Annotated in this window: 26 protein-coding genes; 10 read left to right on the top strand and 16 right to left on the bottom strand. The window is 70.2% G+C overall.

Annotation, left to right across the window (positions count from 1 at the left end; genetic code table 11):
• Positions 1-9: 9 nt before the first annotated feature.
• A complete protein-coding gene (locus OH768_RS50095) occupies positions 10-318 on the bottom strand; it encodes a hypothetical protein (protein WP_406463976.1) in 309 nt (102 codons plus the stop codon).
• Positions 319-421: 103 nt separating this feature from the next.
• Between OH768_RS50095 and OH768_RS50090 the strand changes: the two genes are divergently transcribed.
• Positions 422-1,195, top strand: coding sequence for an enoyl-CoA hydratase/isomerase family protein (locus OH768_RS50090; protein WP_406463974.1), 774 nt, complete (start codon positions 422-424; stop codon positions 1,193-1,195).
• A 63-nt stretch (positions 1,196-1,258) separates the two neighbouring features.
• Positions 1,259-2,263: an LLM class flavin-dependent oxidoreductase gene (locus OH768_RS50085; protein WP_406463973.1), complete on the top strand. Its 1,005-nt coding sequence runs from the start codon at positions 1,259-1,261 to the stop codon at positions 2,261-2,263.
• Between the two features lie 77 nt (positions 2,264-2,340).
• Here OH768_RS50085 and OH768_RS50080 read toward each other — a convergent pair whose 3' ends face one another.
• On the bottom strand, positions 2,341-3,600 hold the full coding sequence (locus tag OH768_RS50080) for an amidohydrolase family protein (protein ID WP_406463971.1): 1,260 nt from the start codon (positions 3,598-3,600) through the stop codon (positions 2,341-2,343).
• Positions 3,601-3,787: 187 nt separating this feature from the next.
• On the opposite strand from OH768_RS50080, the gene OH768_RS50075 reads away from it, so the two are divergent.
• A complete protein-coding gene (locus OH768_RS50075; protein ID WP_406463970.1) occupies positions 3,788-5,266 on the top strand; it encodes an aldehyde dehydrogenase family protein in 1,479 nt (492 codons plus the stop codon).
• A 19-nt stretch (positions 5,267-5,285) separates the two neighbouring features.
• On the opposite strand, the gene OH768_RS50070 is transcribed toward OH768_RS50075, so the two are convergent.
• Positions 5,286-6,458, bottom strand: a complete 1,173-nt coding sequence (locus tag OH768_RS50070) for a thiolase family protein (RefSeq protein WP_406463968.1) — start codon at positions 6,456-6,458, stop codon at positions 5,286-5,288.
• Between the two features lie 130 nt (positions 6,459-6,588).
• Here OH768_RS50070 and OH768_RS50065 point away from each other — a divergent pair, with 130 nt between their 5' ends.
• Genes OH768_RS50065 through OH768_RS50055 form a run of 3 tightly spaced genes read left to right on the top strand, consistent with a single transcriptional unit; the run spans position 6,589 to position 9,311 of the window.
• Positions 6,589-7,713 (top strand): acyl-CoA dehydrogenase family protein, encoded by a 1,125-nt coding sequence (locus OH768_RS50065; RefSeq protein ID WP_406463967.1) that lies wholly within the window; start codon positions 6,589-6,591, stop codon positions 7,711-7,713.
• Positions 7,714-7,739: 26 nt separating this feature from the next.
• Positions 7,740-8,504, top strand: coding sequence for an SDR family NAD(P)-dependent oxidoreductase (locus OH768_RS50060; protein ID WP_406463965.1), 765 nt, complete (start codon positions 7,740-7,742; stop codon positions 8,502-8,504).
• A 48-nt stretch (positions 8,505-8,552) separates the two neighbouring features.
• Positions 8,553-9,311: an SDR family NAD(P)-dependent oxidoreductase gene (locus OH768_RS50055; protein WP_406463963.1), complete on the top strand. Its 759-nt coding sequence runs from the start codon at positions 8,553-8,555 to the stop codon at positions 9,309-9,311.
• Between the two features lie 9 nt (positions 9,312-9,320).
• Here the strand turns inward: OH768_RS50055 and OH768_RS50050 are convergent, their stop codons facing one another.
• Positions 9,321-9,944 carry a TetR/AcrR family transcriptional regulator gene (locus OH768_RS50050; protein ID WP_406463961.1) on the bottom strand — a complete coding sequence of 208 codons (624 nt, stop codon included), beginning with the start codon at positions 9,942-9,944 and terminating at the stop codon, positions 9,321-9,323.
• A 203-nt stretch (positions 9,945-10,147) separates the two neighbouring features.
• Here OH768_RS50050 and OH768_RS50045 point away from each other — a divergent pair, with 203 nt between their 5' ends.
• Complete coding sequence (locus OH768_RS50045) at positions 10,148-11,338, top strand: prolyl oligopeptidase family serine peptidase (RefSeq protein WP_406463960.1); 1,191 nt, start codon at positions 10,148-10,150, stop codon at positions 11,336-11,338.
• 43 nt (positions 11,339-11,381) lie between these two features.
• Positions 11,382-12,032: a PASTA domain-containing protein gene (locus OH768_RS50040; protein WP_406463959.1), complete on the top strand. Its 651-nt coding sequence runs from the start codon at positions 11,382-11,384 to the stop codon at positions 12,030-12,032.
• Here OH768_RS50040 and OH768_RS50035 read toward each other — a convergent pair.
• Positions 11,998-12,549 carry a hypothetical protein gene (locus OH768_RS50035; RefSeq protein WP_406463957.1) on the bottom strand — a complete coding sequence of 184 codons (552 nt, stop codon included), beginning with the start codon at positions 12,547-12,549 and terminating at the stop codon, positions 11,998-12,000. The two genes, OH768_RS50040 and OH768_RS50035, sit on opposite strands and share 35 nt — an antisense overlap.
• Positions 12,550-12,674: 125 nt before the next feature.
• Between OH768_RS50035 and OH768_RS50030 the strand changes: the two genes are divergently transcribed.
• Positions 12,675-13,094, top strand: a complete 420-nt coding sequence (locus OH768_RS50030; protein WP_406463956.1) for a nitroreductase/quinone reductase family protein — start codon at positions 12,675-12,677, stop codon at positions 13,092-13,094.
• Positions 13,095-13,101: 7 nt separating this feature from the next.
• On the opposite strand, the gene OH768_RS50025 is transcribed toward OH768_RS50030, so the two are convergent.
• The 9 genes from OH768_RS50025 to mftA form a co-directional block, all read right to left on the bottom strand.
• On the bottom strand, positions 13,102-13,845 hold the full coding sequence (locus tag OH768_RS50025) for a hypothetical protein (protein ID WP_406463955.1): 744 nt from the start codon (positions 13,843-13,845) through the stop codon (positions 13,102-13,104).
• A gap of 46 nt (positions 13,846-13,891) precedes the next feature.
• On the bottom strand, positions 13,892-14,431 hold the full coding sequence (locus OH768_RS50020) for a flavin reductase family protein (protein WP_406463954.1): 540 nt from the start codon (positions 14,429-14,431) through the stop codon (positions 13,892-13,894).
• Between the two features lie 15 nt (positions 14,432-14,446).
• Positions 14,447-15,628: a hydroxylase gene (locus tag OH768_RS50015; protein ID WP_406463953.1), complete on the bottom strand. Its 1,182-nt coding sequence runs from the start codon at positions 15,626-15,628 to the stop codon at positions 14,447-14,449.
• A gap of 120 nt (positions 15,629-15,748) precedes the next feature.
• On the bottom strand, positions 15,749-17,134 hold the full coding sequence (gene mftF / locus OH768_RS50010; RefSeq protein ID WP_406463951.1) for a mycofactocin biosynthesis glycosyltransferase MftF: 1,386 nt from the start codon (positions 17,132-17,134) through the stop codon (positions 15,749-15,751).
• A complete protein-coding gene (mftE, locus tag OH768_RS50005) occupies positions 17,131-17,865 on the bottom strand; it encodes a mycofactocin biosynthesis peptidyl-dipeptidase MftE (RefSeq protein ID WP_406463950.1) in 735 nt (244 codons plus the stop codon). Before mftE ends, mftF begins: the two co-directional genes overlap by 4 nt.
• On the bottom strand, positions 17,862-19,085 hold the full coding sequence (gene mftD, locus OH768_RS50000) for a pre-mycofactocin synthase MftD (RefSeq protein ID WP_406463949.1): 1,224 nt from the start codon (positions 19,083-19,085) through the stop codon (positions 17,862-17,864). Before mftD ends, mftE begins: the two co-directional genes overlap by 4 nt.
• A gap of 24 nt (positions 19,086-19,109) precedes the next feature.
• Positions 19,110-20,318 carry a mycofactocin radical SAM maturase gene (gene mftC, locus OH768_RS49995; protein WP_406463947.1) on the bottom strand — a complete coding sequence of 403 codons (1,209 nt, stop codon included), beginning with the start codon at positions 20,316-20,318 and terminating at the stop codon, positions 19,110-19,112.
• On the bottom strand, positions 20,315-20,590 hold the full coding sequence (gene mftB, locus OH768_RS49990; protein WP_406463945.1) for a mycofactocin biosynthesis chaperone MftB: 276 nt from the start codon (positions 20,588-20,590) through the stop codon (positions 20,315-20,317). Before mftB ends, mftC begins: the two co-directional genes overlap by 4 nt.
• A 9-nt stretch (positions 20,591-20,599) precedes the next feature.
• Positions 20,600-20,737: a mycofactocin precursor MftA gene (mftA, locus tag OH768_RS49985; RefSeq protein WP_262058830.1), complete on the bottom strand. Its 138-nt coding sequence runs from the start codon at positions 20,735-20,737 to the stop codon at positions 20,600-20,602.
• A gap of 123 nt (positions 20,738-20,860) precedes the next feature.
• On the opposite strand from mftA, the gene mftG reads away from it, so the two are divergent.
• Complete coding sequence (gene mftG / locus OH768_RS49980) at positions 20,861-22,405, top strand: mycofactocin system GMC family oxidoreductase MftG (protein ID WP_406463943.1); 1,545 nt, start codon at positions 20,861-20,863, stop codon at positions 22,403-22,405.
• Positions 22,406-22,411: 6 nt separating this feature from the next.
• On the opposite strand, the gene mftR is transcribed toward mftG, so the two are convergent.
• Positions 22,412-23,041, bottom strand: coding sequence for a mycofactocin system transcriptional regulator (gene mftR, locus OH768_RS49975; RefSeq protein WP_406463942.1), 630 nt, complete (start codon positions 23,039-23,041; stop codon positions 22,412-22,414).
• Positions 23,042-23,049: 8 nt separating this feature from the next.
• On the bottom strand, positions 23,050-24,453 hold the full coding sequence (locus OH768_RS49970) for a hypothetical protein (protein WP_406463941.1): 1,404 nt from the start codon (positions 24,451-24,453) through the stop codon (positions 23,050-23,052).
• Between the last annotated feature and the right edge of the window lie 118 nt (positions 24,454-24,571).

Raw genomic sequence — 24,571 nt, 5'->3', positions numbered from 1 at the left:
TCCCTCTTCTCAGTCCGAGGCCGGGAGCGGCTTGGCCGTCTTCACGGGCAGCGGGACGCCGTTCACCGCGAGGGTGCCCGGTCCCTGTTTCGTACAGAGGAGTTCGAGGCCGAGGTCCTCGTCGGCGTAGCGCTTGCCGAGCAGCGAACCGCCCATCCGGTCCGGGTCCGCGGTGCCGGCGGGGGCCCCGGTCACGGGCCCCTCGGCCATCGCGGCACCGCCGCAGGTGATGTCCAGGTCGCTGTCGGGGCAGCGCACGACCACCACCGCCGTCGTGTCCACCGTGCTGGCGAGCATCTGTCCCACTCGTGGCCTCATCGCAGGTTCCTCCGCGGATCTCGTTCCGTTCCGGGCGCCCAAAGACCAGAAAAAAGTATACTACTTACCTCGATCACGTCGAGACGAGGAACGGAGTCGGTGGATGGAACTCAAGACCGTCCTGTTCGAGGTGACCGACCACGTCGCCACCATCACCCTGAACCGGCCGCAGGCCATGAACAGCTTCAACCAGGAGATGCTGGAGGAGTTCGCACTCCTGTGGCGGACCGTGAAGGCCGACGACGACGTGCGTGTCGTCGTGCTGCGCGGCTCGGGCGAGCGCGCGTTCAGCACCGGCATGGACGTGAAGGAGGGCATCGACCGGCACCCCAACGTCTGGTCGCAGACCGACCCCGGGGAGTTCCTTTCGCCGAAACTGAACCAGGTGTGGAAACCGCTGGTCTGCGCGGTGCACGGGATGGCCGCCGGTGGCGCCTTCTACTGGCTCAACGAGGCCGACATCCTGATCTGTTCGGACGACGCGACCTTCTTCGACCCGCACGTCAGCTACGGACTCACCGCCGCGCTCGAACCCATCGGGCTGGCCCGCCGCATCCCGCTCGGCGAGACCCTGCGCATCGCGCTGCTCGGCCTGGACGAGCGGGTGTCGGCCACGCGCGCCCTGCAAATCGGCCTGGTCAGCGAGGTGTTGCCGGGTGCGGAACTCTGGGACCGCGCGGACGAGTTGGCGCGCATCATCGCCGCCAAACCGCCGGCCGCGATCCAGGGCACGGTCCGCGCGATCTGGGAGTCCCTGGACTCGACCCGTACCCAGGCCCTGCGCACCGGACTGTCGTACACACAGATCGGCAACCCCGTCGGCAAGGCGGAGGTGGACCGCGCCGCGGTGCCCCGGGGCCGGTGGACACTGCGCTGACACTCCCCTACGCTCCATAAAACAGTATCCTTTTTTGCGAGGTTCCATGAAGGGCTGGCTCTGATGCGATTCGGCATGCCCTGGCCGGGCCGAGAGGTGGCACACGAGGCCGAGGAGGCCGGTGCGGGCGCCTTCTGCGCCGGCGAGTTCGTCGACCACGACGCCTACCTCACCCTCGCCGAGATCGTCGCGAACTCCGAACACGCCCTGGCGGGGCCCGCCATCGCCTACGCCTTCGCCCGCACCCCGTACGCACACGCCACCGCGCTGCGCCAACTCCATGCCCAGGCACCGGGTCGCCTCTTCCTCGGCCTCGGCAGCGCCGCGTTCCGCATCAACCGCGACTGGCTCGACGTACCCGCCGACCGCCCGGTGGACCGGATCGCGGAGACCGTCGGCGCCGTCCGCGCCTGGCTGCACGCGGAGAACGGCGAAAAGGTGCACTACTCCGGCGAGTTCTATTCGCTCGACGCCGATGTCCGCGCCCCCGTGCTCGGCCGGCTCGACATCCCCGTGCTGCTCGCCGCGTTCAACACCCGCATGGCCGCGACGGCGGGCCGGGTGGCCGACGGCGTCATCGGGCACGGGCTGTTCACCCGCTCCTGGTGGAACGACGTCGTACGGCCGTCCGTCGAGCGCGGCACCGCCACCGCCGGACGCACCGAACCGCCCCTGGAACACGGCTGGGTCATCACGGCGGTGGACGACTCCGCCCCCGAACGCGCGGTGGCCGACGCCCGCCGCATGATCGCCTTCTACCTCACGGTGAAGACGTACGACCCGTTCGTCGCCCACCACGGCTGGGAGGGCCCGGTGGCGCAGCTGCGCAAGGCGTTCCGGGCCGGGGACACGGACGCGATGGCCGCCGCCGTCACCGACGAGATGCTCACCGCGATCGCCGTGTGCGGGACGACGGTTCACGCGAAGGACATGCTCGCCGCTCGCGCCGGTTCGCTCCCTCATGACGTCGGCTATTTCGCACCGCCCAGCTTCCTGGTGAGCCGGAGGCGCCGGGCCGCGTACGCCCGCGCCTCCCTCACCCTGATCGGCGAACGGCCCACACCGTGAGAGAAGCGGCGGACGGCACCCTCGGACCGCCCGCCGCTGCCGTCGCGTTTCAGTGCCCTGAAACGCCGTTCCGACGGTCAGGCGCTCTCGGTGACCGGGGCGAGCTTGCGGCTCTTGTCGAAGTGCACGACATCGGCGAGCGTGCCGCCCAGGATGGCCGCGCGGTCCTCGTCGTTCACGCCCTCGAAGTTCTCGGCGATGCACTCGGCGCTGCTGCGGAAGGTGCCCTCCGCGTGCGGGTAGTCGTTGCCCCACATGACCGTGGACAGGCCGGTGATGTGGCGTGCCTTGACGGCCGTGGAGTCGTCGGCGAACTGGACATGGATCTGGCGCTGGACGTACTCGGTGGGCTTGAGCGGGTAGGGCCACTTGTCGTTGACCGTGAACAGCCTTCCCATGGAGGGCTGTTCGTTGGCCGGACGGCTGTCGTCCCAGAAGCCGAGCCACCAGTCGGGGTCCTGGCCGGTGCCCGTCTTCCAGGCCTTGTCCATGTAGCCCATGAAGGAGACCAGCCAGCCGGCCGTGTACTCGATCAGGTTGAAGTGCAGGTCGGGGAAGCGCTCGCAGACCCCGCCGCCGACCAGGCTGGCGATGATGCCCTGCGGACCCGCCACGCCGGCGCCGGCCGCGAAGCCCATGGTGCGGCCCGCCACCATGTCGTCGGTCAGGTTGCCCTTGCCCATGTTCATGGCCGTCATCAGACCGCGCACGGTGCGCGCCGTCCCGGAGATCCCCTCCTTGACCTTCACACCGCCGGTGGCCACGTGGATGAAGACGGGCATGCCGTGCGCCTGGGCGGCGGCCCAGATCGGGTCGCACTCCCTGGCGTAGTACGGCAGCGGCGGGATCTCCGGGAGGAGGATCGCGCCGAGGCCGAGGCCCGCGCAGCGCTCGATCTCCGCCACGGCAGCGGGGACATCCGTGATCGGGATCGCGGCCGTGGGGCGCAGCCGGTCCTTGTAGGGGAGGTACCTCTCGGCGAGATAGTCGTTCCACACGCGCGCGTGGGCCATCGACAGTTCGTGGTCGTCGGTGAACAGGACGAACAGCGAGAGGTTCGGGAACATCACCGAGGCGTCCACGCCGTCGAAGTTCATGTCCCGGATGATGTGGTCGGGATCGCCGTCCGGGGTCTCCCCGCCGGTCTGGCGGTACTTGGAGATGGTCCAGCCGTCGAACCCGATGGTGTGGAGCTTCTTGAACTCCGTGTGCCCGCCCGGGACGATCGGCTCGTCGAGGGTGAACTCCTCTTCCCACAGGGCGCGTTCGCGGAGCTCCTTGGGCAGGCGGGTCTTGAACAGATCGACCGGCTCGATGATGTGCGAATCGCCGGACACGACAAATTCCTTGAACACAGGCGGTACCTCTTTTCGAACTCCGTCGTTCGTAGCCAGAAGGCCGACCCCCAGATATCTGCGAAGTTAGCTGTACCGACCGGTCGAGTCAATAAAACCGGCACACCCTGACCCGCTCCCCGCAATTCAGTACACTCAACACGGGACACACTTGATGAGGAGACGGCACATGACGACGACGTACTCGTTCTCTTCGCGGCTCTACATCGACGGACGGCACACCGACGGCACCTCGGACGCACGGATCGTCGTACGCAATCCGGCGACGGAGGAGACCCTCGCCGAAGTGCCGGACTCCTCGCTCGGGGATGTGCGGCGGGCGGTCGAGGCGGCGCGGCGGGCCTTCGACGAGGGGCCGTGGCCGCGGCTGCGGCCCGCCGAGCGCGGTGCGGTACTGCTGTGCATGGCCGAGGAGTTGGAGCAGCGGCTGCCGGAGCTGGTCGCCGTGAACATGGCCGAGGCGGGTTCGGTGCGCGGGCTGGCGGAGACTCTGCAGACCCGGGTGCCGGTGGCGCATCTGCGGGACATGGCCGAGCGGGTGATTCCGGGCTTCGCGTGGGAGCGTCCGATGGATCCCACGATCACGCCGGGCAGCGGCATCTTCCAAGGGATGCTGCGCCGCGAGGCGTTCGGGGTGTGCGCGCTGATCTCGGCGTACAACTTCCCCTTCTTCCTCAGCATGATGAAGGTGATCCCCGCCCTCGCCGCGGGCTGCACGGTCGTCCTGAAGGCTGCGCCGCAGACCCCTCTGGACTCGCTTCTCCTCGGCGACTTCGCGGACGCGGCCGGGCTGCCGCCGGGGGTGCTGAACATCGTGACCGGCGATGTGGAGGCCGGCCGGGAGCTGACCACGCACCCGATGGTGGACCTCGTCAGCTTCACCGGCTCGGACACGGTGGGCCGCACGGTGTACGCCCAGGCCGCGGCCTCCATGAAGAAGGTCGTCCTGGAACTCGGCGGCAAGTCGGCCAACATCGTGCGCGCCGACGGCGACCTCGACGGCGCCGTCCGCTCCGCGTTCTCCGGCATGACCACCCATGCGGGACAGGGCTGTTCACTGCTGACCCGCACACTCGTGCACGAGTCCGTCCACGACGAGTTCATCGACCGGCTGAGTGCCGCCCTCGCCGGGGCCAGGGTCGGTGACCCCGCCGACGCGGCCACCACAATGGGGCCACTCATCAGCGCGGCCCAGCGGGACAAGGTGGAGAAGCTGATCCGGGTCGGCGAGGAAGAGGGTGCCCGGATCGTGTGCGGCGGCAGGCGGCCGGCCGGGCTCGACCGGGGCTACTTCGTGGAGCCGACGCTCTTCGCCGCCGTGGACAACGCGATGACCGTCGCCCGGACGGAGTTCTTCGGGCCGGTCGGCGTCGTCATCCCGTTCCGCACCGACGAGGAGGCGGTACACATCGCCAACGACAGCCCGTACGGTCTGGGCGGTGCCGTGTGGAGCGCCGACACCGTGGCCGCGTACGACCTGGCGACCCGGCTGCGGACCGGCGGGGTCACGATCAACGGCGGCAGCGCCGGGGTGAGTCCGCGGTCCGCGTTCGGCGGCTACAAGCAGAGCGGACTCGGCCGTGAGTGGGGCGAGTTCGGGCTCGACGAGTATCTGCAGACGAAGACGGTGAGCTGGGCGGCCCGCTGACGGGCGGACCGCCGGGGTGTCACGCGGTGAGCACCATCGCCGATCCCATACCGCCGCCCGCGCACATCGCCGCGACCGCCGTGCCTCCACCACGGCGGCGCAGCTCGTGCGCGAGCGTGACGATCATCCGGGTGCCGGTGGTCGCGATCGGGTGGCCGAGGCTGCACCCGCTGCCGAACGGGTTCACCCGCTCGGGGTCCAGGCCCAGTTCACGGGTGGCGGCCACGGCGACCGCGGCGAAGGCCTCGTTGACCTCGAACAGATCGACGTCCTCGACTCGCAGTCCGGCCCGGTCAAGTGCCTTGCGGACGGCGGCGATCGGGGCCAGTCCCGTCTCGACCGGGTCGACGCCGACGCTCGCCCACGACCGTACGGTGGTGAGGGGGGCGAGCCCATGACGGGCGGCGACCTCGGAGGAGGCGACGACGACCGCGGCCGAACCGTCGTTCACCCCACTGGAGTTGCCCGCGGTGATGGAGTAGCCCTCGATCTCGGGTCGCAGCACCTTCAGCGCGGCGAGCTTCTCGATGCTGGTGTCGCGGCGCGGATGTTCGTCGGTGTCGAACACGGAGACCCGGCCGCCGCGGTCGGTGACCTCAACGGGCACGATCTCGTCGGCGAAACGTCCCTCGTCGATCGCCCGGACGGCCCGCTGGTGCGAGCGAAGGGCCCAACTGTCCATGTCCTGGCGGGAGATACCCGTCAGCCGAGCGGTGTTCCAGCCGACCAGCGTGGCCATGTCGTCGTCGGGGGCCTCGCGGGTCGGCGCGTGCGAGGGCGACGACCAGGGGTCCTGCCAGTCGTCGGTGCCCGGAATCCGGCGCCGGGTCTGCGGATTGGTGGACGAGGACTGGGTTCCCCCGGCGACGACTGCGCGGTCCATGCCGGCGAGTACGCCCGCCGCCGCGGTCGCCACACTTGCCAGCCCCGAGGCGCAGTGCCGGTTGTGGGCGAGCCCCGGCACATGTGTCAGTCCCGCTTCGAGGGCCGCGTAGCGGGCGATGTCCCCGCCTCCGGCCAGGGTCTCGCCGAGGACGACGTCGTCGATCAGGTCGAGCGGCAGCCCCGAGCGTCGCACGGCCTCGCGCACGACGACGGTGGCGAGGTCGAAGGCACTGGTGTCACGGAGCGTTCCCCTCCGAGCGGTACCGATCGCGGTGCGGCAGGCGGCGAGCAGAACGGCATCAGTCATGCAATTGATGATACTCAACTTGGCGATACGGACGTAAGAACGCCTTGAATCAGCACTGGATCTCGACCGGCGACACAAAAGAGGATACCTTCTTCGAGGTACTGATCCGCTGCGGACCGGGTGGTGGCTGGTGAACTTCGAGCTCAGCGAGGAACAGACCATGCTGCGCGAGGCCTCGCGCGACCTGCTGTCCGACCGGGCCCCGATCTCCGTCGTACGAGCCTCGATGAACCGCTCCGAAGACGTCGACCCCGAACTGTGGCGCCTGACGGCCGACCTCGGCTGGCCCGGCCTGGCCCTGCCCGAGGAATATGGCGGATCCGGCCAGGGACTGGTCGAACTCGCCCTGGTCGCCGAGGAGATCGGGCGTGCCCTCGGCCGGGGCCCGTTCCTGCCGACGGCGGTCGTCGGCAGAGCGATCGCCTACGGCGGTTCCGAGCGGCTGCGCTCCGAAGTGCTGCCCGCGCTCGCCTCCGGAGCGGGCTGGGCCACCTGGGCCTTCGCCGAACCGCACGCGCCCTGGACACTGGACGGGATCCGCGCCACCGCACGCACCGACGGCGACGGGGTCCTCCTGGACGGGGTCAAGACCGTGGTGCAGGATGCCGGCGGTGCCCGCTGGCTGCTCGTCACCGCGCTCCACGACGGTGTACCGGCGTCCTTCCTCGTCGACCGCGCGGCTCCCGGTGTCACCGTCCGGCGGCAGCGCGTCCTGGATCCCACGCGCGCCTTCCACGAGGTCCGCCTCGACGCCGTACGCGTGCCGCTCGACGCAGGTCTCGACGGTGGGCCGGCCGACGTCCAGGCCCTGCTCGACAAGGCGTCCGTCCTGCGGTGCGCCGACGCGCTGGGCGTGATGGAACGGATGCTGGAGCTGACCGTCGAACACACCAGGAACCGGGTGCAGTTCGGGCGGCCGATCGGGAGTTTCCAGGCCGTCAAGCACGCCTGCGCCGACATGGCGCTGCTGGTGCACGGCACCCGTGCCGCGACGTCCTACGCGGCGATGGCCGCCGATGCCGGTGCCGACGACACCGCCCGGGCGGCCTGCGCCGCCGCCTCCTACGCCACCGCCGGTACCGGTGAAGTCGCCGCGCGGGCCCTGCAGTTGCACGGCGGAATCGGTTTCACCTGGGAGCACGACCTGCACCTCCATCTGCGCCGGGCCAGGGCCGACCGGGTGCTGTACGGGGACACCGCCGTCCATCGCGACCGGCTCTGCACCCTCCTTCAGCGGTCCGCCGCGTCGGCCTGAGCGCAAGCGAAAGGGAATCGATATCGATGGAGATCAAGGGCAAGAAGGCCGTGGTGTTCGGCGGAGCCTCCGGAATGGGCCGTGCCAGCGCCGAGTTGCTGGCGGCGCGCGGCGCCGACGTCGTCGTACTCGACCGTCCGGCGTCGCCCGGTGCCGAGGTCGCGGCGGCGCTGGGCGGTCGTTTCGAGCCGGTCGACGTCACCGACTTCGAGGCGACGGAGCGTGCCCTCGCCGCCGCCGTGGAGGCGCTGGGCGGGTTGCACGTCTCGATCACAACTGCCGGTGGCGGCAAGGCGAAACGAACCCTTGGCAGGAACGGTCCGCACGACCTCGACACCTTCCGCCACATCCTCGACCTCAACACCGTCGCGACCTTCAACATCAGCCGGCTCGCCGCCGCACACATGAGCCGCAACGAGCCCGAGGACCCGGACGGCGAGCGCGGTGTCATCGTCAACACGTCGTCGATCGCGGCCTTCGAGGGGCAGATCGGCCAAGTCGCCTACGGGGCCGCCAAAGCGGCGATCGCCGGCATGTGTCTCACCATGGCGCGCGATCTCGGCCCGTTCGGCATCCGGGTCCTGGCCATCGCGCCCAGCCTGTTCGACACGGGCGCCGTCGAGAAGATCCCCGAGGAGGCGCGCGCGGCGCTGGTCGAGGACGCGGCGTTCCCCAAGCGCCTCGGGCGGCCGGAGGAGTACGCGAAGCTGGCGCTCGCCATCGTCGACAACCCGATGCTGAACGGCCAGTGCCTGCGGCTCGACGCGGGGCAGCGGTTCGCCCCCAAGTGACAGGCGCGGCAAGCCCATTCGGACCAGGACGACGACGGGAGCAGCCGTATGCCGGACGATGAGGAACATCAGGGCAGGGTCGCGTTCATCACCGGGGGCGGACGTGGGTTCGGCAAGGCGTTCGGCGCCGCGCTGTCGGCTCGGGGCGCGCATGTCGTGCTCGCGGACATCGACGGTGACGCGGCCGAGACAGCCGCGGCCGAACTCAGCGCCGCCGGCGGCAGCGTGACGGGCGTGGCCTGTGACGTGGCCGACGAGGTCGCCGTCGAGGCGGTGATGGACGAGGTCGTCGCACGCCACGGTGGCCTCGACATCCTGGTCAACAACGCGGGCCTGCACGCCGCTTACAACCGGCCGTTCACGGAACTCGGCCTCGCCAATGTGCGGCGCGTGCTCGACGTGAACGTCATGGGCGTCGTCATCTGCTCGCTCGCGGCCCAGCGGGCGATGCGGGGACGCGCCGGTGCCGCCGTCGTCAACATCTCCTCGTCGGCGGCCTACGCCAACCGGAGCATCTACGGCGTCTCCAAACTCGCCGTACGCGGTCTGACGGTGTCCTTCGCGCGGGAGTTCGCCGCCGACGGCATCCGTGTCAACGCGATCGCCCCGGGCCTGATCTTCACGGACACCGTGCGCGCCCAACTGCCCGAGGCCGAGGCGAAGCGGGTGCTGGGCGAGCAGATCCTCCAACGGGAGGGCGAGGAACGGGACATCGTCGAGGCGCTGCTGTATCTGGTCTCGTCGAAGGCGTCGTTCGTCACGGGTGAGACGCTGCGGGTGACGGGCGGGTTCGCGCTCTCCGTCTAGCGTCTTGAGTCACAGCGGGTGGGACAGCGGGCCCGGGGGCAGTGGCTCGGTCCCGTCCGGCCGGGTGCGCATGCCGTCCAGCAGCATCCGCAGATAGCGGCGCCACAGATCGGGTTCTCCGGTCTGGTCGGTGACCGCCCCCACCATCAGCTGGATCATCGGGAGATCCAGGGGCTCCACATCGGCCCGCAGCGCCCCCTGCTCCTTGGCGCGGTCGATCAGCGGATCGACCAGGGGCTTGATCCGCCGGTCGATGAGGGCGTGCCGCTGGGCCGCCTTGCCGGTGCCGAGCATGACCTCGCGCAGCCCGCGGTCCTGTGCCTGGAGTTCGCACACCTTCTCCAGGCTGGCCGCCAGCCCGTGCCATGGATCGGGATCGGCGACGGCTTCCCGCGCGCACGCCTCGACCCGGTCGATCATGTCCTCGAAGACCGCGTCGACCAGCTCTTCCTTGTTGGCGAAGTGCCGGTAGGCCGTCCCCACACCGAGCCCCGCGTGGCGGGCGACGTCGTCGAGGGTCGCGGCCAGGCCCCGGTCACGGAACACCTCGCGGGCGGCGGCCATCAGCCGGCGTCGGTTCAGCTCGGCGTCGCGCCGCAGCGGCGCCCTGCCGGGTCCAGCGGGCTCCGCCATACCAGTCGTCCCGCCTTCCGGGTGATGTCGTCTCGTCCAGGGCATCGTACTGCCGCGAGCTGCGCACCCCTTGATCAGGTTCGGTTCCGGGCCGCGACGCCACAGACTAAAACGGAGATGACATCTCCGTTTGATGTTACGGTGGGAGAGAGAAGCGGAGATTCTATCTCCGTTTGCCATCCGATGTCGCGGGAGATGAAGACATGCGCGAAGAAGAGAAGAAGCGGGCAGGCCGGCGGAGGGGTATCGCCGGCGTCACGATCAGCGTCGCGGCGGGGCTGGCGCTGGTCGCCTGCTCCTCGGGCGGCAACAGCCCGTCCAGCGGTACGTCCAGCACCAGCGCCCGCGCCAGGACGGCCGCCTGCCCCACGGGTACGGCCGCCGCGAGTTCCGGAGCGCCCAGCGCGATGCCGTCGGGCAACGCGGGCGGCATTCCGGTGGCCAAGACCATCAAGAAGTCGGACACCGGCACCAGCACCGTGATCGACCCCAAGGGTGCGCAGATCCAGTGCGCCACCTCCGGGGTCACCACCACGCACGACATCACGTACTCCTCGCCGACCACGAACGGCGAGAAGAGCGACCTGAAGCTCGACATCCAGGTGCCCACGACCCCGTCGGGCAAGAAGCCGCTGGTCATCTATCTGACGGGAGGCGGCTTCGTCATGGCGGACCGCACCGCCAACCTGAGTCAGCGCACCTACGTCGCCGACCAGGGCTATGTCGTGGCCAGCCTCCAGTACCGCACCACCAAGGACGGTGCCACGTACAAGGACGCCGTCGCCGATGTGAAGTCCGCGATCCGGTACCTCCGCGCCAACGCCGGCAAGTACTCCATCGACACCGGCCACGTCGCCGTGTGGGGACAGTCCGCCGGCGGCTATCTCGCGGCGATGACCGGCGCGACCAACGGGGAGAAGTCCTTCGACGTCGGCGACAATCTCGACCAGAGCAGTGAAGTGCAGGGCGTCGTCGACGAGTTCGGCCCGGCCGACCTGTCCAAGCTCGCGGCCGACTACGACACGGCGGCGCAGAAGGCCAACTACGCGGCGGGCAACAGTGCCGCCCAGTGGGTCTACGGCCCCGGCACCAAGAAGTCGGTCGCGGACCGCACCAGCGAGGTCGCGGCAGCCGACCCGGCGACACACATCAGCTCCAAGACGGCACCCTTCGTCCTGTTCCACGGCAGCGCCGACAACCTGGTCTCCCCCAGCGAGACCCTGGACCTGCAGACGGCACTGCGCGCCAAGGGGATCGACAGCACCCGCTACGTCCTCACCGGCGCCGGCCACGGCGACCTGTCCTTCACCGGCGACACCTCGGCCGTGCTGCCCTGGTCCACGCAGGAGACGATGGGGCACATCGTCGACTTCCTGGGGCAGCATCTCAAGTAGGCGCGGATCAGCCCGCGTTACCGATGACACCAGGGGGCGTACCGTGTCCAACTCCGTATTCCCGTCGCCCAGGAGGCGGCGTGACGGGAAACTCGTCGTCGGAGCCATCGCAGGCGTCCTCGTCCTCGGTGGCTTCGGAACCGCCTGCAACCCCGACACCGGGCAAGGGGGCACCACCGCCGGTGCGAGCGGCAACGCCAAGACCCGTGGCGGGACAAAGACCGTTCCCGCATTCGTGGGCATGGGGCTCCAGTCCGCCCAGGACGCCGCCCAGAAACAGGGCTTCTACAGCCTCACATCCCATGACGCGCTCGGTCGCGACCGCCACCAGATCCTCGACCGGGACTGGAAGGTCTGCTCGCAGAACGTGAAGGCCGGCACGCGTGCCGCCACCACCACCCGGCTCGACTTCGGCGCGGTGAAGCTCGCCGAGACCTGCCCGCCGAAGGACCAGTCCGCACCCGCACCGGCCGGCGCGACGATGCCGGACTTCAAGGGAAAGTCGGTGAACACCGCCCGCGCCGCACTCGCGTCCGGGACGTCGGTCACGGTCAAGGACGCCTCCGGCAAAGGGCGTTTCATCCTGCTGGCGTCGAACTGGCAGGTGTGCTCGCAGAAGCCGTCGGCAGGGACGAGACTGACCGGGCAGCCCGTGGAGTTCAAGGCGGTGAAGTTCGGGGAGTCCTGCCCGTAGCGGTGGCAACTCGTCGGACGGCCGGTGAACTCGCCCTCCGTTCCCCGCCCTTGGCGTATGCCGCAGTCCGCGAGGCCGTGCGCGAGGAGGGCGAAGGCCCGCGTGCCCTGTGCGCCGACATCGGCGGCGAGTTGATCGGGTGCCTCGTCGGCCAGGACGCGTCGGCGTACGAGGTCGATGAGCGCCCGGTGGACACCCATAGAGCGTTGGCCGCCACGTAGGCGATGACCTCGTCGGTCTCGGCCGTGCCGCCCGGCTCCGCTGCGAGACGGGCGGCCGGCGCCGTGGTGGCATCGGTGATCGCCTGCTGTTCGCGGGCTCGTAGCGTGGGGCTGTCGGCGATCACGCGGTGCACGGTCCGCAGTCGTACGAGGGCCTCGTCGTCGCCGGCCGCGACCTGGGCGAGAAGCCCGGTCGCCCAGGTCAGGAACGTCCGCACCGCGTCCAGGACCGACGCGTCCGGCGGCCGGGAGTCGACCGCGGCGAGGAGCCGTTCGCCGAAGTCGTCGAGCCGCAAATAGAGGAGGTCTTCCTCCCTTGGGAGGTAGTTGAAGACGGTAGCCTCGGAAACGCGCGTCTCGCGGGCGATGTCCGCGATCAGTGTCCGCGTCTGCTCCTTCTTCAGCTCGCGAGGAGGCCCCGATGAGCGCCCCCTACCTGCCCCCGCCCTGGGGAGCACGGGTCATCGGCAACCGGATGGCCAAGCTCTTCGCCCGGTCGGTGCTGAGCACGCTGAGTGTCCGGGGCCGCGCCTCGGGCCGCTGGCGAAGTGTGCCGGTGGCCGTCCTCGACCACGACGGGGAGCGCTATCTGATAGCGCCCCGCGGCAATACCGAGTGGTCGCGCAATCTGCGTGCCGCGAAGAGCGGACGGCTCCAACGCAGGGGCCGTGGCGAGGAGTTCGAGGCGGTCGAGGTGCCCGTGGCGGAGCGCGCGCCGTTGATCCGGGTCTATCTGGAACAGTTCGGCCGCTTCCCCACCGTGGCCGAGACGTTCCGGCAGCTCCCCGACCCCGCCGACCATCCCACGTTCCGTATCGTCGGCTCCCGGGAACTCGACTGACGGTCGGCTATGTGCTCGCGAGCGCGGAGGGTTCCGCGGCCTTCGCCGTCGCTTCCTCCTCCTCGGATTTCACGGCACGCAACAGTACGATCGGCGTGGCGATCTTCCAGATGAAATACACCAACGTGGGCAGCATGTTCGCGAGAATTCCGTTCCACGCGAACGGGCCGGTCTTGGTGAGGAAGACGAAGGCACCCGGGATGAGCAGCACGCCGAGCACCAGGTTGAGATAGCCGAACCAGCGCGGGAACACCGGCTTGGCGCGGTCGTCGACGAGTGCCGCGTATCCGATCGACCAGACCTGGAGGACGAATATGCAGGCGTTGCCGACCAGCATGAGCCAGTAGATGTCCGACATCGCGTAGAGCACGTCGGGCGAGTGGCCTTCCGGCCGGTAGGCAGCGGCGGCGAGTATCGCGATCGGGAAGAAGAAGCCGATCGGCGCGACGACACCGGTAGTGAGCTGGACCATGGACAGCAGGCCCCAGCCGCCTTCGATACGGCGCATCTGCATGCTGGTCACGACGACGAACGGGTACTCGAACGGCACGACGAGGACCATGATCGCGGCGCAGGCGAGGATGCCCGTCTGATGGTCGGTGAGGAATTCGACGACGCCTTGCGCGTTCTTCGTCGGGTCCATCGGCGTGATGAGATGGCCGACGGAGAAAGCGACGGCGAATCCCAGCAGCAGTACAAATCCGCACCATGCGGAGATGCGTTCCAATCTGAAATGCAGGTCCTGGCGCATCAACGGATCTCCTTCGATCTCGCGGCTCTTGTTGCTCTTCGCTCTCTCACCAGCCGACGAGCCTGTCCAGCAGCAGTCCCGCGCTGGACAGATAGTCGCCGTATCCACCTCGGAAGAAGAGCAGTGGGGTCTTCATCGACTCGACGCGGAGCGTGCGGACTCGTCCGACGACGAGTTGGTGATCGCCGAGTTCGACGATCTTCTCGACCGTGCAGTCGACCCACGCGACGATTCCGGCGAGGACGGGATTTCCGAGCGGGGATTCCTCCCACTCGGTTCCCTCGAAACGGTTCGGGCCGCCGGCCATCCGCCGGGACAGGCGTTCCTGGTTGCCCGCGAGCGCGTTGGCGCAGAACCGCCCGGCTGTCCGGATCGTCCGCAGGGTGTTGGAGGAACCGTCCACCAGAAAGGAAACAAGGGGCGGTTCCAGGGACACGGACATGAAGGTTCCGACGATCATTCCCCCGGGTTGCCGGTCGCTGTCCGTCGTGGTGATCGCGACCACGCTGGTGGGGAAGTGCCCCAGCACCTCACGGAAGTAGCGCCCCTCGACCGCGTCCGGTACGGCCCCTCCTTGCTCGCTCACTCTCCTGACATCCCGTCAGATCAGGACGCGCATCGGCTCGGGCAGCTCAAGTCCCATCTGGGCGAGGGCATTTGCGTGGTACGCCGCCCCCGGGACGTGGATCATGTGCTGGAGCCCCACGTGCGCGTCCCGCCAGAACCGCTGGAGCGGGTTCCCGCGCCGGATCGCGTTGCCGCCGGACCGTACGAAGATCTCGTCCAGGGCAGCTACGGCACGCCACGCGCAACGCACCTGGTTGCGGCGGACGTTGGAGCGGTCCTCGACAGTGATGGGCTTTCCGGCCTCGACCTGGTCGTACAACCGGCTGATGCCGTCGATCAGTTGGACCCGGGAGGCGGCGATCTCCGCCGCGGCCTCCCCGGCGGCGTACAGCACGTAGGGGTCGTCACGTACCTGGACGCCGGTCACGGCGACCCGGTCCCGCTGCTGGTCGAGGTGGAGGGCGAGGGCGCCCTCGCAGATGCCGACGACGGCGGCGGTGATCCCGAGCGGGAACATGGAGCTGAAGGGCAACTTGTAGAGGGTGTCGGTGAGTCCGACCGCCTCGGCGGCGCTGCCCTCCTGGACCACTTCCTGCCTGATGGTGCGGTAGGCGGGGATGAACGCCTTGTCGACGACGACGTCCTTGCTGCCGGTGCCGGCCAGGCCGATCACATCCCAGGTGCCGTCGATGATCTCGTAGTCCGAGCGCGGCAGTACGACATGGAGCACGGAGATCGGCCCCGCCGGCTTCCCCCTGCCGTCGCCGACGAGCGCGCCGAGGAAGTCCCAGCCGCAGTGGTCGCTCCCGGAGGAGAAGGGCCAGCGCCCGCTGAGCACGTATCCGCCGTCCACGGGTTCCGCGATGCCGTTGGGCATGTACGGCGAGGCGATCCAGGTGTCCGGGTCGTCGTCCCACACCTCGTGCGCGAGCCGGGGGTCCAACTGGGCCAGTTCCCAAGGGTGTACGCCGACGACACCGGAGACCCAGCCCGCCGCCCCGTCGTACCGCGCGACCGCCGTCACCGCTTCGGCGAAGTCGCGGGGGTGGGCGCTGTAGCCGCCGAACTCCTTGGGCTGCAGAAGCCTGATCACCCCCGCGGAGCGGAGCAGTTCGACGGTACGGTCGCTCAACTTGCCCAGTTTCTCGTTCTGTTCGGCGAGTGCGGCCAGTTCGGGCCCGAGTTCCTCGACACGGTCGACCACTTCGTGCGTCACGCCGCACACCTCCTGCTGGCTGGTTCCTCGCAAGTGCCGCACACACGCGGCGGGATGGTCCCAGTGTCATTTCCGGCACCGAGCGCCCGCTGGCCGATTTCCGCTGACCGGGACTGTGGATCAGCGGGTGACGCGAGGCCGCAGCGCGGTGGTGGAGCGTCCCTTGAGGGCGGACAGCCATACGCCGGCCCCGTAGGCGAGGTCGTCGAGGCGGCGGGCGACGCCGTAGCGGACCGGGTCCAGGTCGGCCCGGTCCCGTCGGTACTCCAGGGCGATGTCGGCCAGCGCGGCCACCGCCGCGGCCCGGCGCACCCTGCGGGAGGCGACACAGCCGACGACCGTGAGGGGCCACCAGTGCCGGTTGAGGAGGGCCGAGGTCTGGGCCAGCGCGGCCAGCGCGCCGTTGGCCGTGAGCCGCGCGGCGAGCCGGTGACGGTCTCGGGTGTCGCCGAGTCTGCGGCCGATCCGGTAGGTGACGCCGACGAGGACGGCCCCGGCGACGGGCGGCGACCAGCGGCGCTGGGCGAGCAGGGCGGTCACGAGTGCCGCGCTCCACGGGGCGAACACGGCGGGGGCGATGAACCGTGGGTGACGTTCGGCGAGGGGGTGGGCCCCGGTGCCGTAGACGGCCTTGCGCAGCAGCCAGTCGTCGACGCGGGTCCGGTGCTCGTGGGCCGCCTCGGCGGCCGGCTCGTAGCGCACCCGCCGGCCCCGCTCGATCAGTCGCCAGCACAGGTCGACGTCCTCGCCGACCCGCATCCCTTCGTCGAAGCCCTCCGCGAGGGCATCGGTTCGCGCCACTACGCAGGCCGTGGAGGCCCAGGAGACCGGGCTGCCGGGGCGCACTCCGGCCGGGTGGGCGCCCAGGTCGAGGGAGGAGCGGGCGTTCTCGTAGCGTTCGATCCAGGTGGGGGCGGCCGAGGGCAGTCCGATGATGCGGGGTACGGCCATGGCGACGGCTGCGTCGGCGAAGTGCCGGAGCAGCGTGGGCACGGTGTCGGGGGCCAGCACGATGTCGGAGTCGACGAACGCTACGAACGGGGTGGTGACGAGCCGCAGTCCGGCGTTGCGGGCGCCGGCCGGGCCGACGTTCGTGGTCAAGGGAAACAGCTTGGCGCCGTGTTCGGCGGCTACGGCGGCCACAGCCTCCGGGTGTCGTGAGGCGTCGTCGACCACGATCACGGGATGGCCGTCGCCAACACTGCTGAGCAGCCTGGCGAGTTGGCGCGGTCGGTCGCGGACCGGTACGACCACGGTGTACCGGGGGTCTGTGGGCGGGGGCAGCGAACCGACGACCGGATTGGCCATGCCGAGGTCGAGCAGCCGGTCCGCGAGCAACGCGGACGCCGGGTCCCGCACGCACAACCTCCGCCCGGTGAGCAGCCGTTGGGCCCGTGGGGTCAGCCGGATCAGCCGGGTCGGGAAGCCGCCGACGAGGGCCCGGCCGCCGTCCACGATCCGGGTGTGCCGGTCGAGTTCGACGAGAAAGCCGACGGGCAGCGTCATGGCTGTACGGCCTCGTGAGCGGGCTCGGCGAGGCGGCCCCGGTCGTCCACGCTCCAGGCGGTGATCCGGCGTACCGCGGCCGACACCATCGCGTTCATCGTCGTACGGCCCTCCCCCGCTGAGGCGCCGGTCGGGTCGCCGAGGACTCCGGACGGGGAGATCGCGCGGATGCCGTGAGCCGTCAGTTCCGGGAGGAGGACGGACAGCGGCCGGGTGTCGCCGGTGACCGCTGCCGCCAACTGCACGCGCTCCGGGGCGATATGGAGCATGACTGAGGTCTCCGTACGGCCGGCGTGCGCGTCGCCTCCAGGTACGGAGCAACCGGTCCAGGCCACGTCGTGGCCTTCGGCGCGCAGCAGGCGGACGGCGGTGTCGAGGGGGGCGGTGTTGCCGCCGTGGCCGTTGACGAGGACGGTCCGCGCGGCCCACAGGGACAGTGAGCGCACCGACTCCACGAGTACCGCGCGCAGTGCCTCGTGGCCGATCGAGACGGTTCCGGGGAAGCCCGCGTGTTCGCCGCTGGCACCGTAGGGCAGGGTCGGTGCAACCAGTGCGCCGGGGACGGCAGTTGAGGCTCTCCGGGCGACGGCGTGGGCGATGACGCTGTCGGTGTCGAGCGGCAGATGCGGGCCGTGCTGTTCGGTGGAGCCGATCGGCAGCAGGACGAGCGCGTCGGACGGCACGTCCGGCCAGGCGGTGCGGGCCAGTTCGGTCGCCCTGTCGCCGGTCATGCTCGGGCGGCCGGGGCCGGGGTGTCGTGGCCAGAGAGGTCGGAACCGCCGCCCAGTTCCAGGCGGAAGCCCGGCGGTATCACCAGATCGTCGGGCGTCAACTCGTGGACGGAGGAGTGCCCGAGGCCCAGCACCGCCGAGTCGAGTCCGGCGCGCAGGATGTCGAGGACGTTCTCCACGCCGGCCTGTCCGTTGGCCGCCAGGCCCCACAGATAGGCGCGGCCGATCAGTACGGCGCGGGCGCCGAGGGCGAGGGCCTTGGCCACATCGCCGCCCCTGCGGACGCCGCCGTCCAGGAGGACTTCGATCTGGTGGCCGACCGCGTCCGCTATGGCGGGGAGCACCCGGATGGTGGCGGGAGTGGTGTCGAGGTTGTTGCCGCCGTGGTTGGAGACGGAGAGTGCGGAGACTCCCGCGTCGACGGCCCGCTTGGCGTCGTCGACACGACTAACTCCCTTGAGCAGGAAGGGCCCGCCCCATTCCGCGCGCAGCCATGTCACGTCCTCCCAGGTCGGAGGTGTGGTCTGCATCCACTCTCCGTAGGCGCCGAAGAAGGTGGGGGCCTCGCCGCCCGGGGGCCGCAGGTTGGGGACCGAAAGGTCGGGCAGGCGGCGCGACTTGGCGAACCTGAGCAGCCAGCCGGGGTGGGGCAGCACATCGGGTGCGAACCTCAGCATGGTCTTCAGGTCGAGCCTGTCCGGGATGGCGGGGCTCCCCCAGTCCCGGCCGTGGGAGAAGGACCAGTCGAGGGTGACGATGAGCGCCTTGGCACCGGCCGCCCTGGCCCGGTCCATGCGCTGCACCATCGTCGCGCGCGTGCCGCTCCAGTACAGCTGGTAGAAGAGGTCCGGCTGCGCCTCGGCCACCTCTTCAACTGCCTTGCCGGCAAAGGAACTCAGCCCCATGACGACGCCCCGGCTCGCCGCCGCGCGGGCCACGGCGACCTCGCCCTCGGGATCCACCGCCTGTACCCCGGTGGGCGAGATGAGCACCGGGAACGAGAGGGGCACCCCGAGCACGGTCGTGGACAGATCACGCTCCGCCTGGTGCCCAACTACCCTTGGCGCGAAGCCCAGTTCGTCGAAGGCCGCCGTGTTGTCATCGATCGTACGGCCGCGCTCCGAGCCCGCGACGAGCGCGCCGTAGACCGTGCTCGGCAGCCGCTTCTTCGCCCGGCGCTGCGCTTCGGCGACCGTCTCGAACCAGGGGTTCCTGCCCATGACGTGTTCTCTTCTCTTGAGGTCCTAGGTGAGACGCAGGCCGGTCAGGGGGTCCTCGGCGCAGTCGCCGACCGGGGGCCGTTCCAGGTCCCGGCGCCGGGTGAGCACCAGGTCCACGGGCCGGCGGCGGGAGTGGTCACCGGACGGCTTGGGGAGGTCCGTCCGGTCGCCGGGGCGCTTGGCGAGTTCCTGTTCGCCGTAGCCCTGCACGCACTCGGGGTCGGGGCCGTCCAGGGGCAGGCCGGTGAAGAACTTGGCGGCCATGCAGCCGCCCTTGCAGGTGTCGTAGAAGGCGCAGGACGCGCAGGCTCCGCCGTGCTGCGGGGTGCGCAGCCGCGCGAAGAGTTCCGAGCCGCGCCACACCTCGGTGAACCCGCCGGGCGCGCGGACGTTGCCCGCGAGGAACTCGTCGTGGATGGCGAACGGGCAGGCGTAGACGTCGCCGACGGGGTCGATCAGACAGACCACGCGTCCGGCGCCGCACAGGTTGAGGCCGGGCAGTGGCTCGCCGTAGGCGGAGAGATGGAAGAAGGAGTCGCCGGTGAGTACGTGCTCGCCGTGCGCCAACAGCCAGTCGTACAGCTCGCGTTGCTGGCCGGGGGTCGGGTGGAGGTCGTCCCAGACGTCGGCTCCGCGGCCGGAGGGGCGCAGTCGGGTCAGGCGGAGTTGGGCGCCGTAGTGGTCGGCGAGCGCCTTGAACTCGTCCAGTTGGGGGATGTTGTGGCGGGTGCAGACGACGGAGAGCTTGAAGTTGCGCATGCCTGCGGCGGAGAGGTGTTCCATGGCCTTGATCGCCGTGGCGTACGAACCCTGGCCGCGTACCGCGTCGTTGACGTCCGCGGTCGCGCCGTCGAGGGAGATCTGTACGTCCACGTAGTCGTTGGCGGCGAGCCTGCGGGCGGCTTCGGGGGTGATGCGGACACCGTTGGTGGAGAACTTCACGCCGACGTGGTGGGCGGTGGCGTAGTCGAGGAGTTCCCAGAAGTCGGCGCGGACGGTGGGTTCTCCACCGCCGATGTTGACGTAGAAGACCTGCATGGCCTCCAACTCGTCGATGACCGACTTGGCTTCGGCGGTGGACAGCTCGCGCGGGTCGCGGCGGCCGGAGCTGGAGAGGCAGTGGGCGCAGGCCAGGTTGCAGGCGTAGGTCAGTTCCCAGGTGAGGCAGATCGGTGCGTCGAGTCCGGATTCGAAGAGGTCGACCAGCCGTGTTCCGGCGGCGGTGGCGGTCATGGGGTCCTTCCGACGAGCATCGAGGACTCGGCGAGGGCTGCCAACGCCCTGTCGTAGCACGGTAGTTCGGCCTCCGGCACACCGGCCGCGAGGCAGGCGGCGCGGGCCGTGGGGGCGTCCGCGAGGGACTCGACGACGGCCAGGAGTCTGCGGTCCTTGAGGAACGTCAGCCTGCGCGTCCCGAAGTGGTAGAGCAGCGCGCCGAACGGTTCCGGGCGCACCGAGACCTGGGGATGCAGACCGAGGGCGCGGTCGAGGGTCGGCGCGGTCATACGGGCGGCTTAGTAGACACCGCACATGCCGTCGATGGAGATCTCCTCGATGAGGTCGTCGGCCTCGATCAACTGCTGTTCCGTGACGGGTTCTTCGGCCCTGTTCTCGTTGGCCGGGACGGTCGGTACGGAGTGGAGCTCGTTCATGCGAATCTCCCTGGGCATACGGGCGGCTGCGCGGTCGACAGTAATGGCACCCGGTGCCGAAAGTGAAGAGGAAGCCACCATGATTCTTTCGACCGGTCGGTCTATATCAGCGCCGAGGTCCGGTTGAGCCGCCCGGACGTCATCGTCGTGGGGGCGGGTGGGAGCGGAGCCCCACTGGCCGCACGGCTGAGCGAGGACGCCGACCGCAGTGTGCTGGTGCTGGAGGGGGGGCCCGTGCCACGCCAACGCACCGCGTTCTCAAGGGAGTTGCTGGACCCGCGACTCGTCCCGGGTGCGCAGCCCGGGCATCCCGCCGTCCGGCCGTACGCCGTCCATCTCGCACCGGGGCGGCCCTGCACGGTCGTGCGGGGACGCTTCCTCGGCGGGTCGACCACCGTCAACGGCGGCTACTTCGTGCGGGCCCGGCGCGAGGACTTCGACCGGTGGTCGGCGGCAGGAGGTGCTGCCTGGTCGTACGAGCGGGTGCTTCCGCTGCTGCGTTCCCTGGAGACCGATCTCGACTACGGCGAGGGCGAGTCGCACGGCGCCGAGGGTCCGATACGGATCCGGCGAACGGACCTGCGACACCCCGCCGCCGTGGCATTCCGGTCCTCCGCACGGGAGTTGGGCTTTCCGGAGGAGCCCGACAAGAACGCCCAGGGCACACCCGGGTTCGGGCCGGTGCCGTCCAACTCCGTGGACGGGATACGGGTCAACACCGGTGTCGGTTATCTGCTGGGCGCACTCGATCGCCCCAACCTGACGGTGACGGGCGGCAGTTCGGTGACCCAGGTGGTCATCGAGCGGGGCCGGACGACCGGTGTCGTCGTCGAGCGCGAGGGGCGTCGTACGACGGTGGAGTGCGGCGAAGTCGTGCTGTGCGCCGGGGCGTTCGGCTCCGCGCAGCTGCTGCATCTGTCGGGCGTCGGACCGAGCGAGGAGTTGGCGCGCCTCGGCATTCGGGTGACCGTGAACTCCCCTGCCGTAGGAGCCCGGTTCGGAGACCATCCGCAGCTGGTCCTGGAATGGCTGCCCCGACGGCCCATGCCCGCATCCGCCGAGTCCTGGCTCGGCGGCTGTCTCCATCTGTCCGCGTCCGACGGCGACCATCCGGGAGACCTGGAGATTCTCCAGTCGCTCGTGCCGATGACGGGCCTGACCGGTGGCACCGTGACCGTCCCCGGCGCGCCCCTCGCGTTCCTGGCGTCCGTGCAGTCGCCCCGGCTCGGCGGCCGGCTGCGCACGCTGTCCGCCGACGCCGCCACTCCCCCGCGTATCGACTACGGCTATCTGGAGACCGGCGAGGACCGGCGGCGGCTGCGCGAAGTGGCCCGTGCCACGGCCGCGTCGGTCGCCGCCGACGCGTTCGAGGAGGTGTCGCGCGGGCTCGTGGAGCCGGGGCCGGAGGTGCTGGCGGACGACGGGCTGCTCGACCGGTGGATCGAGGCGCGGCTCGGCACCTCGCAGCACACCTGCGGCACGGTTCCCATGGGCCCGGCCGGCGATCCCGGGGCGGCCGTCGACCACTACGGGCGTGTGCACGGTGTCGTGGGCCTGCGCGTCGCGGACACGTCGATCCTGCCGACTCCGCCCTTGCGCGGCCCGGCGGCCACCGCCGTCCTCATCGGCGAGCTCGTCGCCGACGCCATGCGGCGCGACCTGCCGTGACACGGATCAGGCGAGGACCGGGGCCGGACCCTCGAAACCGGCCGCGAGTTGCCGCAGTCCCTGGTCCAACAGGTCGGCCAGGCTTGCCTGTTCGTCCGTCAGCCAGTGTTCGTAGGCGGCGATGCACGCGGCGAGGACGGTGTGGCCGATCAGCCGGGGCAACAGGTCCGAGGACGCCCGGCCGGTGCGTCGGGCGGCGAACTCCGTGACGAGTGTCCGCCACGACGCGTACCGCACGGTCGAGTCGGCCTGCAGCGTCGGCACCCGCAGGATGAGCGCCATGCGCTGCCGGTGCCAGGGCACCACCGCCGGGTCGAAGCGGTTGAACTCCACGACCGCCCCGCGCAGCGCGTCCATCATCGGGGCGGCCGGATCGCTGGCCGCCAACAGGGCGTCGAGCTTGACCAGTTCGGCCGCGAAGTCGCCCCACACCAGATCGTTCTTGGAGGCGAAGTAGCGGAAGAAGGTGCGGCGGCCGATGCCTGCCGCGGCGGCGATGTCGTCGACGGTCGTACGGTCGAAGCCGCGCCGCGCGAACAGCTCGAAGCCCACCCGTTCGAGGACGGCCCGCGAGGTCGCGGGCGGTCGGCCCGTTCTGGTCGGTCGCTGTCCGCTGTCGTCGTTCGCACCATCCACAGCGCACATCATGCACAGGTGCGGGGGTCGGCATGGTCCCGCACCGCCCGCGTCACCATGTCCGCGACCCTGCTCAGGCGGCGCTTGCGGAGGTCCAGGACGGGCGTCGTGACCGAAAGGCCCTGCGACGCCAGCAGGTTCATCAGGGCCCAGATGAGCTCGGGGCGTCCCGCCACCGGGAGTTCCCGGCCGTCCGGGGCGATGACCCTGGCCGCGGTGACACCCGCGAGGAGGTTGGTGCGCGCCCAGTCGACCACGTACGAGCGGCCGTTCGGGCTGACGGCGAGGACGACCTCTTTCGTCCGGTGGAGGACCGTCAGATAGTTCATCGGCACCGTCAGCCGCCGGGCGGCGTCGAACGGGGGTGTGCCGTCCGCGGGTCGGATACGCAGGACCGTGTCGAGGACCGGGCCGTGGTCCTGGAAGGTGGCCCTGCCGCGCATCTCCAGGAAGCGGGCGCGCACCAGCACCCCACCGCGCCGCGACCAACGACGGCCGACCCATCCGAACTCGCCTTTCTCACCTGGAAGTTGGTCGGCCAGCCGGCGTGCCTCCTCTCCCGGCTCGCTCAACGGCGCCTGCTCCTCGGGGCAGGCTCGGTACCGGTCGGCCAGGGCCGCGTAGCGTGCCGCCGTGTACGGGTCCAGCTGCCGCAGGTCGATCGTGTCGCCGGTCATGACGACGCCTCCGACCTCCCGTGAGATCCGCATCTGCTGGAACTGGCGGTCCGAGCTCCGGGTCAACTCGGCCGAACGGCCTTCGAGATCGATCAGCCGGGAGGTTCTCGTACCCGCGAGCAGGGCGCTGCGCGGCCAATCGGGGGTGACCGCTCGCCGCGCCCCGGGAGCGGCCGGTTCGACGAGGACGACCAGACGGCCCGCCGTGATCGCCGACAGGCACACGGACGGCGCCCGCCACTCGCCCGCGACCTCGAAGTCCCCGGTCCCGTCGGTGTCTTCGGTGTCGTGCACCCGCAGTCTCAGTCCGATCAGCGGTGTGAACTCGTCAGGGGTGTAGTTGCCCACATGGGTGGTGAAGGTCGACTCGCCGTCCGGGTTGTACCGGACCAGGGCTGCCTCCAGTACGTCCGCCCGCATCAACCGCGCCTGCGCCGAGCCCTGTTGGGACCGGGGCGCCAACAGCACGAAGGTGTCGTCCCGGTACGGGAAGCCCCCGCCCTTCAGCCGGTCCCTTCGCGTGATCCCGGGAAACTCCCTCCGCGTCGAGATGATCGCGGAGACGGGGATCGTGAGCGTCATGGCCGCCCCGGCCGCCGCTACGGCAGCCGGCCAGCCCCAGCCGGGGTCCTCGTCCCAGGCGGAGCAACCGATCGCAAGGAAGAACGGGCCCGTACAACAGCAGAGCGCGGCGAACAGCAGATTGCCGATGAACACACCGGCACGGCTACGCATGGCCTGTCCTCCGTTCCTGTCCTCTGTGGACTCGCCTCACTGAGAATGCTCACAACTCGACCCGGAACCGTCCGCAGTTCCGGACCGCTGATCCGCAGCTCGACCAGGCCGGCGGACT

The sequence above is a fragment of the Streptomyces sp. NBC_01622 genome (assembly GCF_045209635.1).
Classification (GTDB): Bacteria; Actinomycetota; Actinomycetes; order Streptomycetales; family Streptomycetaceae; genus Streptomyces.
This window is presented reverse-complemented; position numbering and strand designations above follow the sequence as displayed.

Coding starts and splice junctions, on each gene's coding strand:
- OH768_RS50095 (WP_406463976.1), bottom strand. CDS start 318: ATGAGGCCACGAGTGGGACAGATGCTCGCCAGCACGGTGGACACGACG.
- OH768_RS50090 (WP_406463974.1), top strand. CDS start 422: ATGGAACTCAAGACCGTCCTGTTCGAGGTGACCGACCACGTCGCCACC.
- OH768_RS50085 (WP_406463973.1), top strand. CDS start 1,259: ATGCGATTCGGCATGCCCTGGCCGGGCCGAGAGGTGGCACACGAGGCC.
- OH768_RS50075 (WP_406463970.1), top strand. CDS start 3,788: ATGACGACGACGTACTCGTTCTCTTCGCGGCTCTACATCGACGGACGG.
- OH768_RS50070 (WP_406463968.1), bottom strand. CDS start 6,458: ATGACTGATGCCGTTCTGCTCGCCGCCTGCCGCACCGCGATCGGTACC.
- OH768_RS50060 (WP_406463965.1), top strand. CDS start 7,740: ATGGAGATCAAGGGCAAGAAGGCCGTGGTGTTCGGCGGAGCCTCCGGA.
- OH768_RS50055 (WP_406463963.1), top strand. CDS start 8,553: ATGCCGGACGATGAGGAACATCAGGGCAGGGTCGCGTTCATCACCGGG.
- OH768_RS50050 (WP_406463961.1), bottom strand. CDS start 9,944: ATGGCGGAGCCCGCTGGACCCGGCAGGGCGCCGCTGCGGCGCGACGCC.
- OH768_RS50045 (WP_406463960.1), top strand. CDS start 10,148: ATGCGCGAAGAAGAGAAGAAGCGGGCAGGCCGGCGGAGGGGTATCGCC.
- OH768_RS50030 (WP_406463956.1), top strand. CDS start 12,675: ATGAGCGCCCCCTACCTGCCCCCGCCCTGGGGAGCACGGGTCATCGGC.
- OH768_RS50025 (WP_406463955.1), bottom strand. CDS start 13,845: ATGCGCCAGGACCTGCATTTCAGATTGGAACGCATCTCCGCATGGTGC.
- mftF (WP_406463951.1), bottom strand. CDS start 17,134: ATGACGCTGCCCGTCGGCTTTCTCGTCGAACTCGACCGGCACACCCGG.
- mftE (WP_406463950.1), bottom strand. CDS start 17,865: ATGACCGGCGACAGGGCGACCGAACTGGCCCGCACCGCCTGGCCGGAC.
- mftD (WP_406463949.1), bottom strand. CDS start 19,085: ATGGGCAGGAACCCCTGGTTCGAGACGGTCGCCGAAGCGCAGCGCCGG.
- mftC (WP_406463947.1), bottom strand. CDS start 20,318: ATGACCGCCACCGCCGCCGGAACACGGCTGGTCGACCTCTTCGAATCC.
- mftB (WP_406463945.1), bottom strand. CDS start 20,590: ATGACCGCGCCGACCCTCGACCGCGCCCTCGGTCTGCATCCCCAGGTC.
- mftA (WP_262058830.1), bottom strand. CDS start 20,737: ATGAACGAGCTCCACTCCGTACCGACCGTCCCGGCCAACGAGAACAGG.
- OH768_RS49970 (WP_406463941.1), bottom strand. CDS start 24,453: ATGCGTAGCCGTGCCGGTGTGTTCATCGGCAATCTGCTGTTCGCCGCG.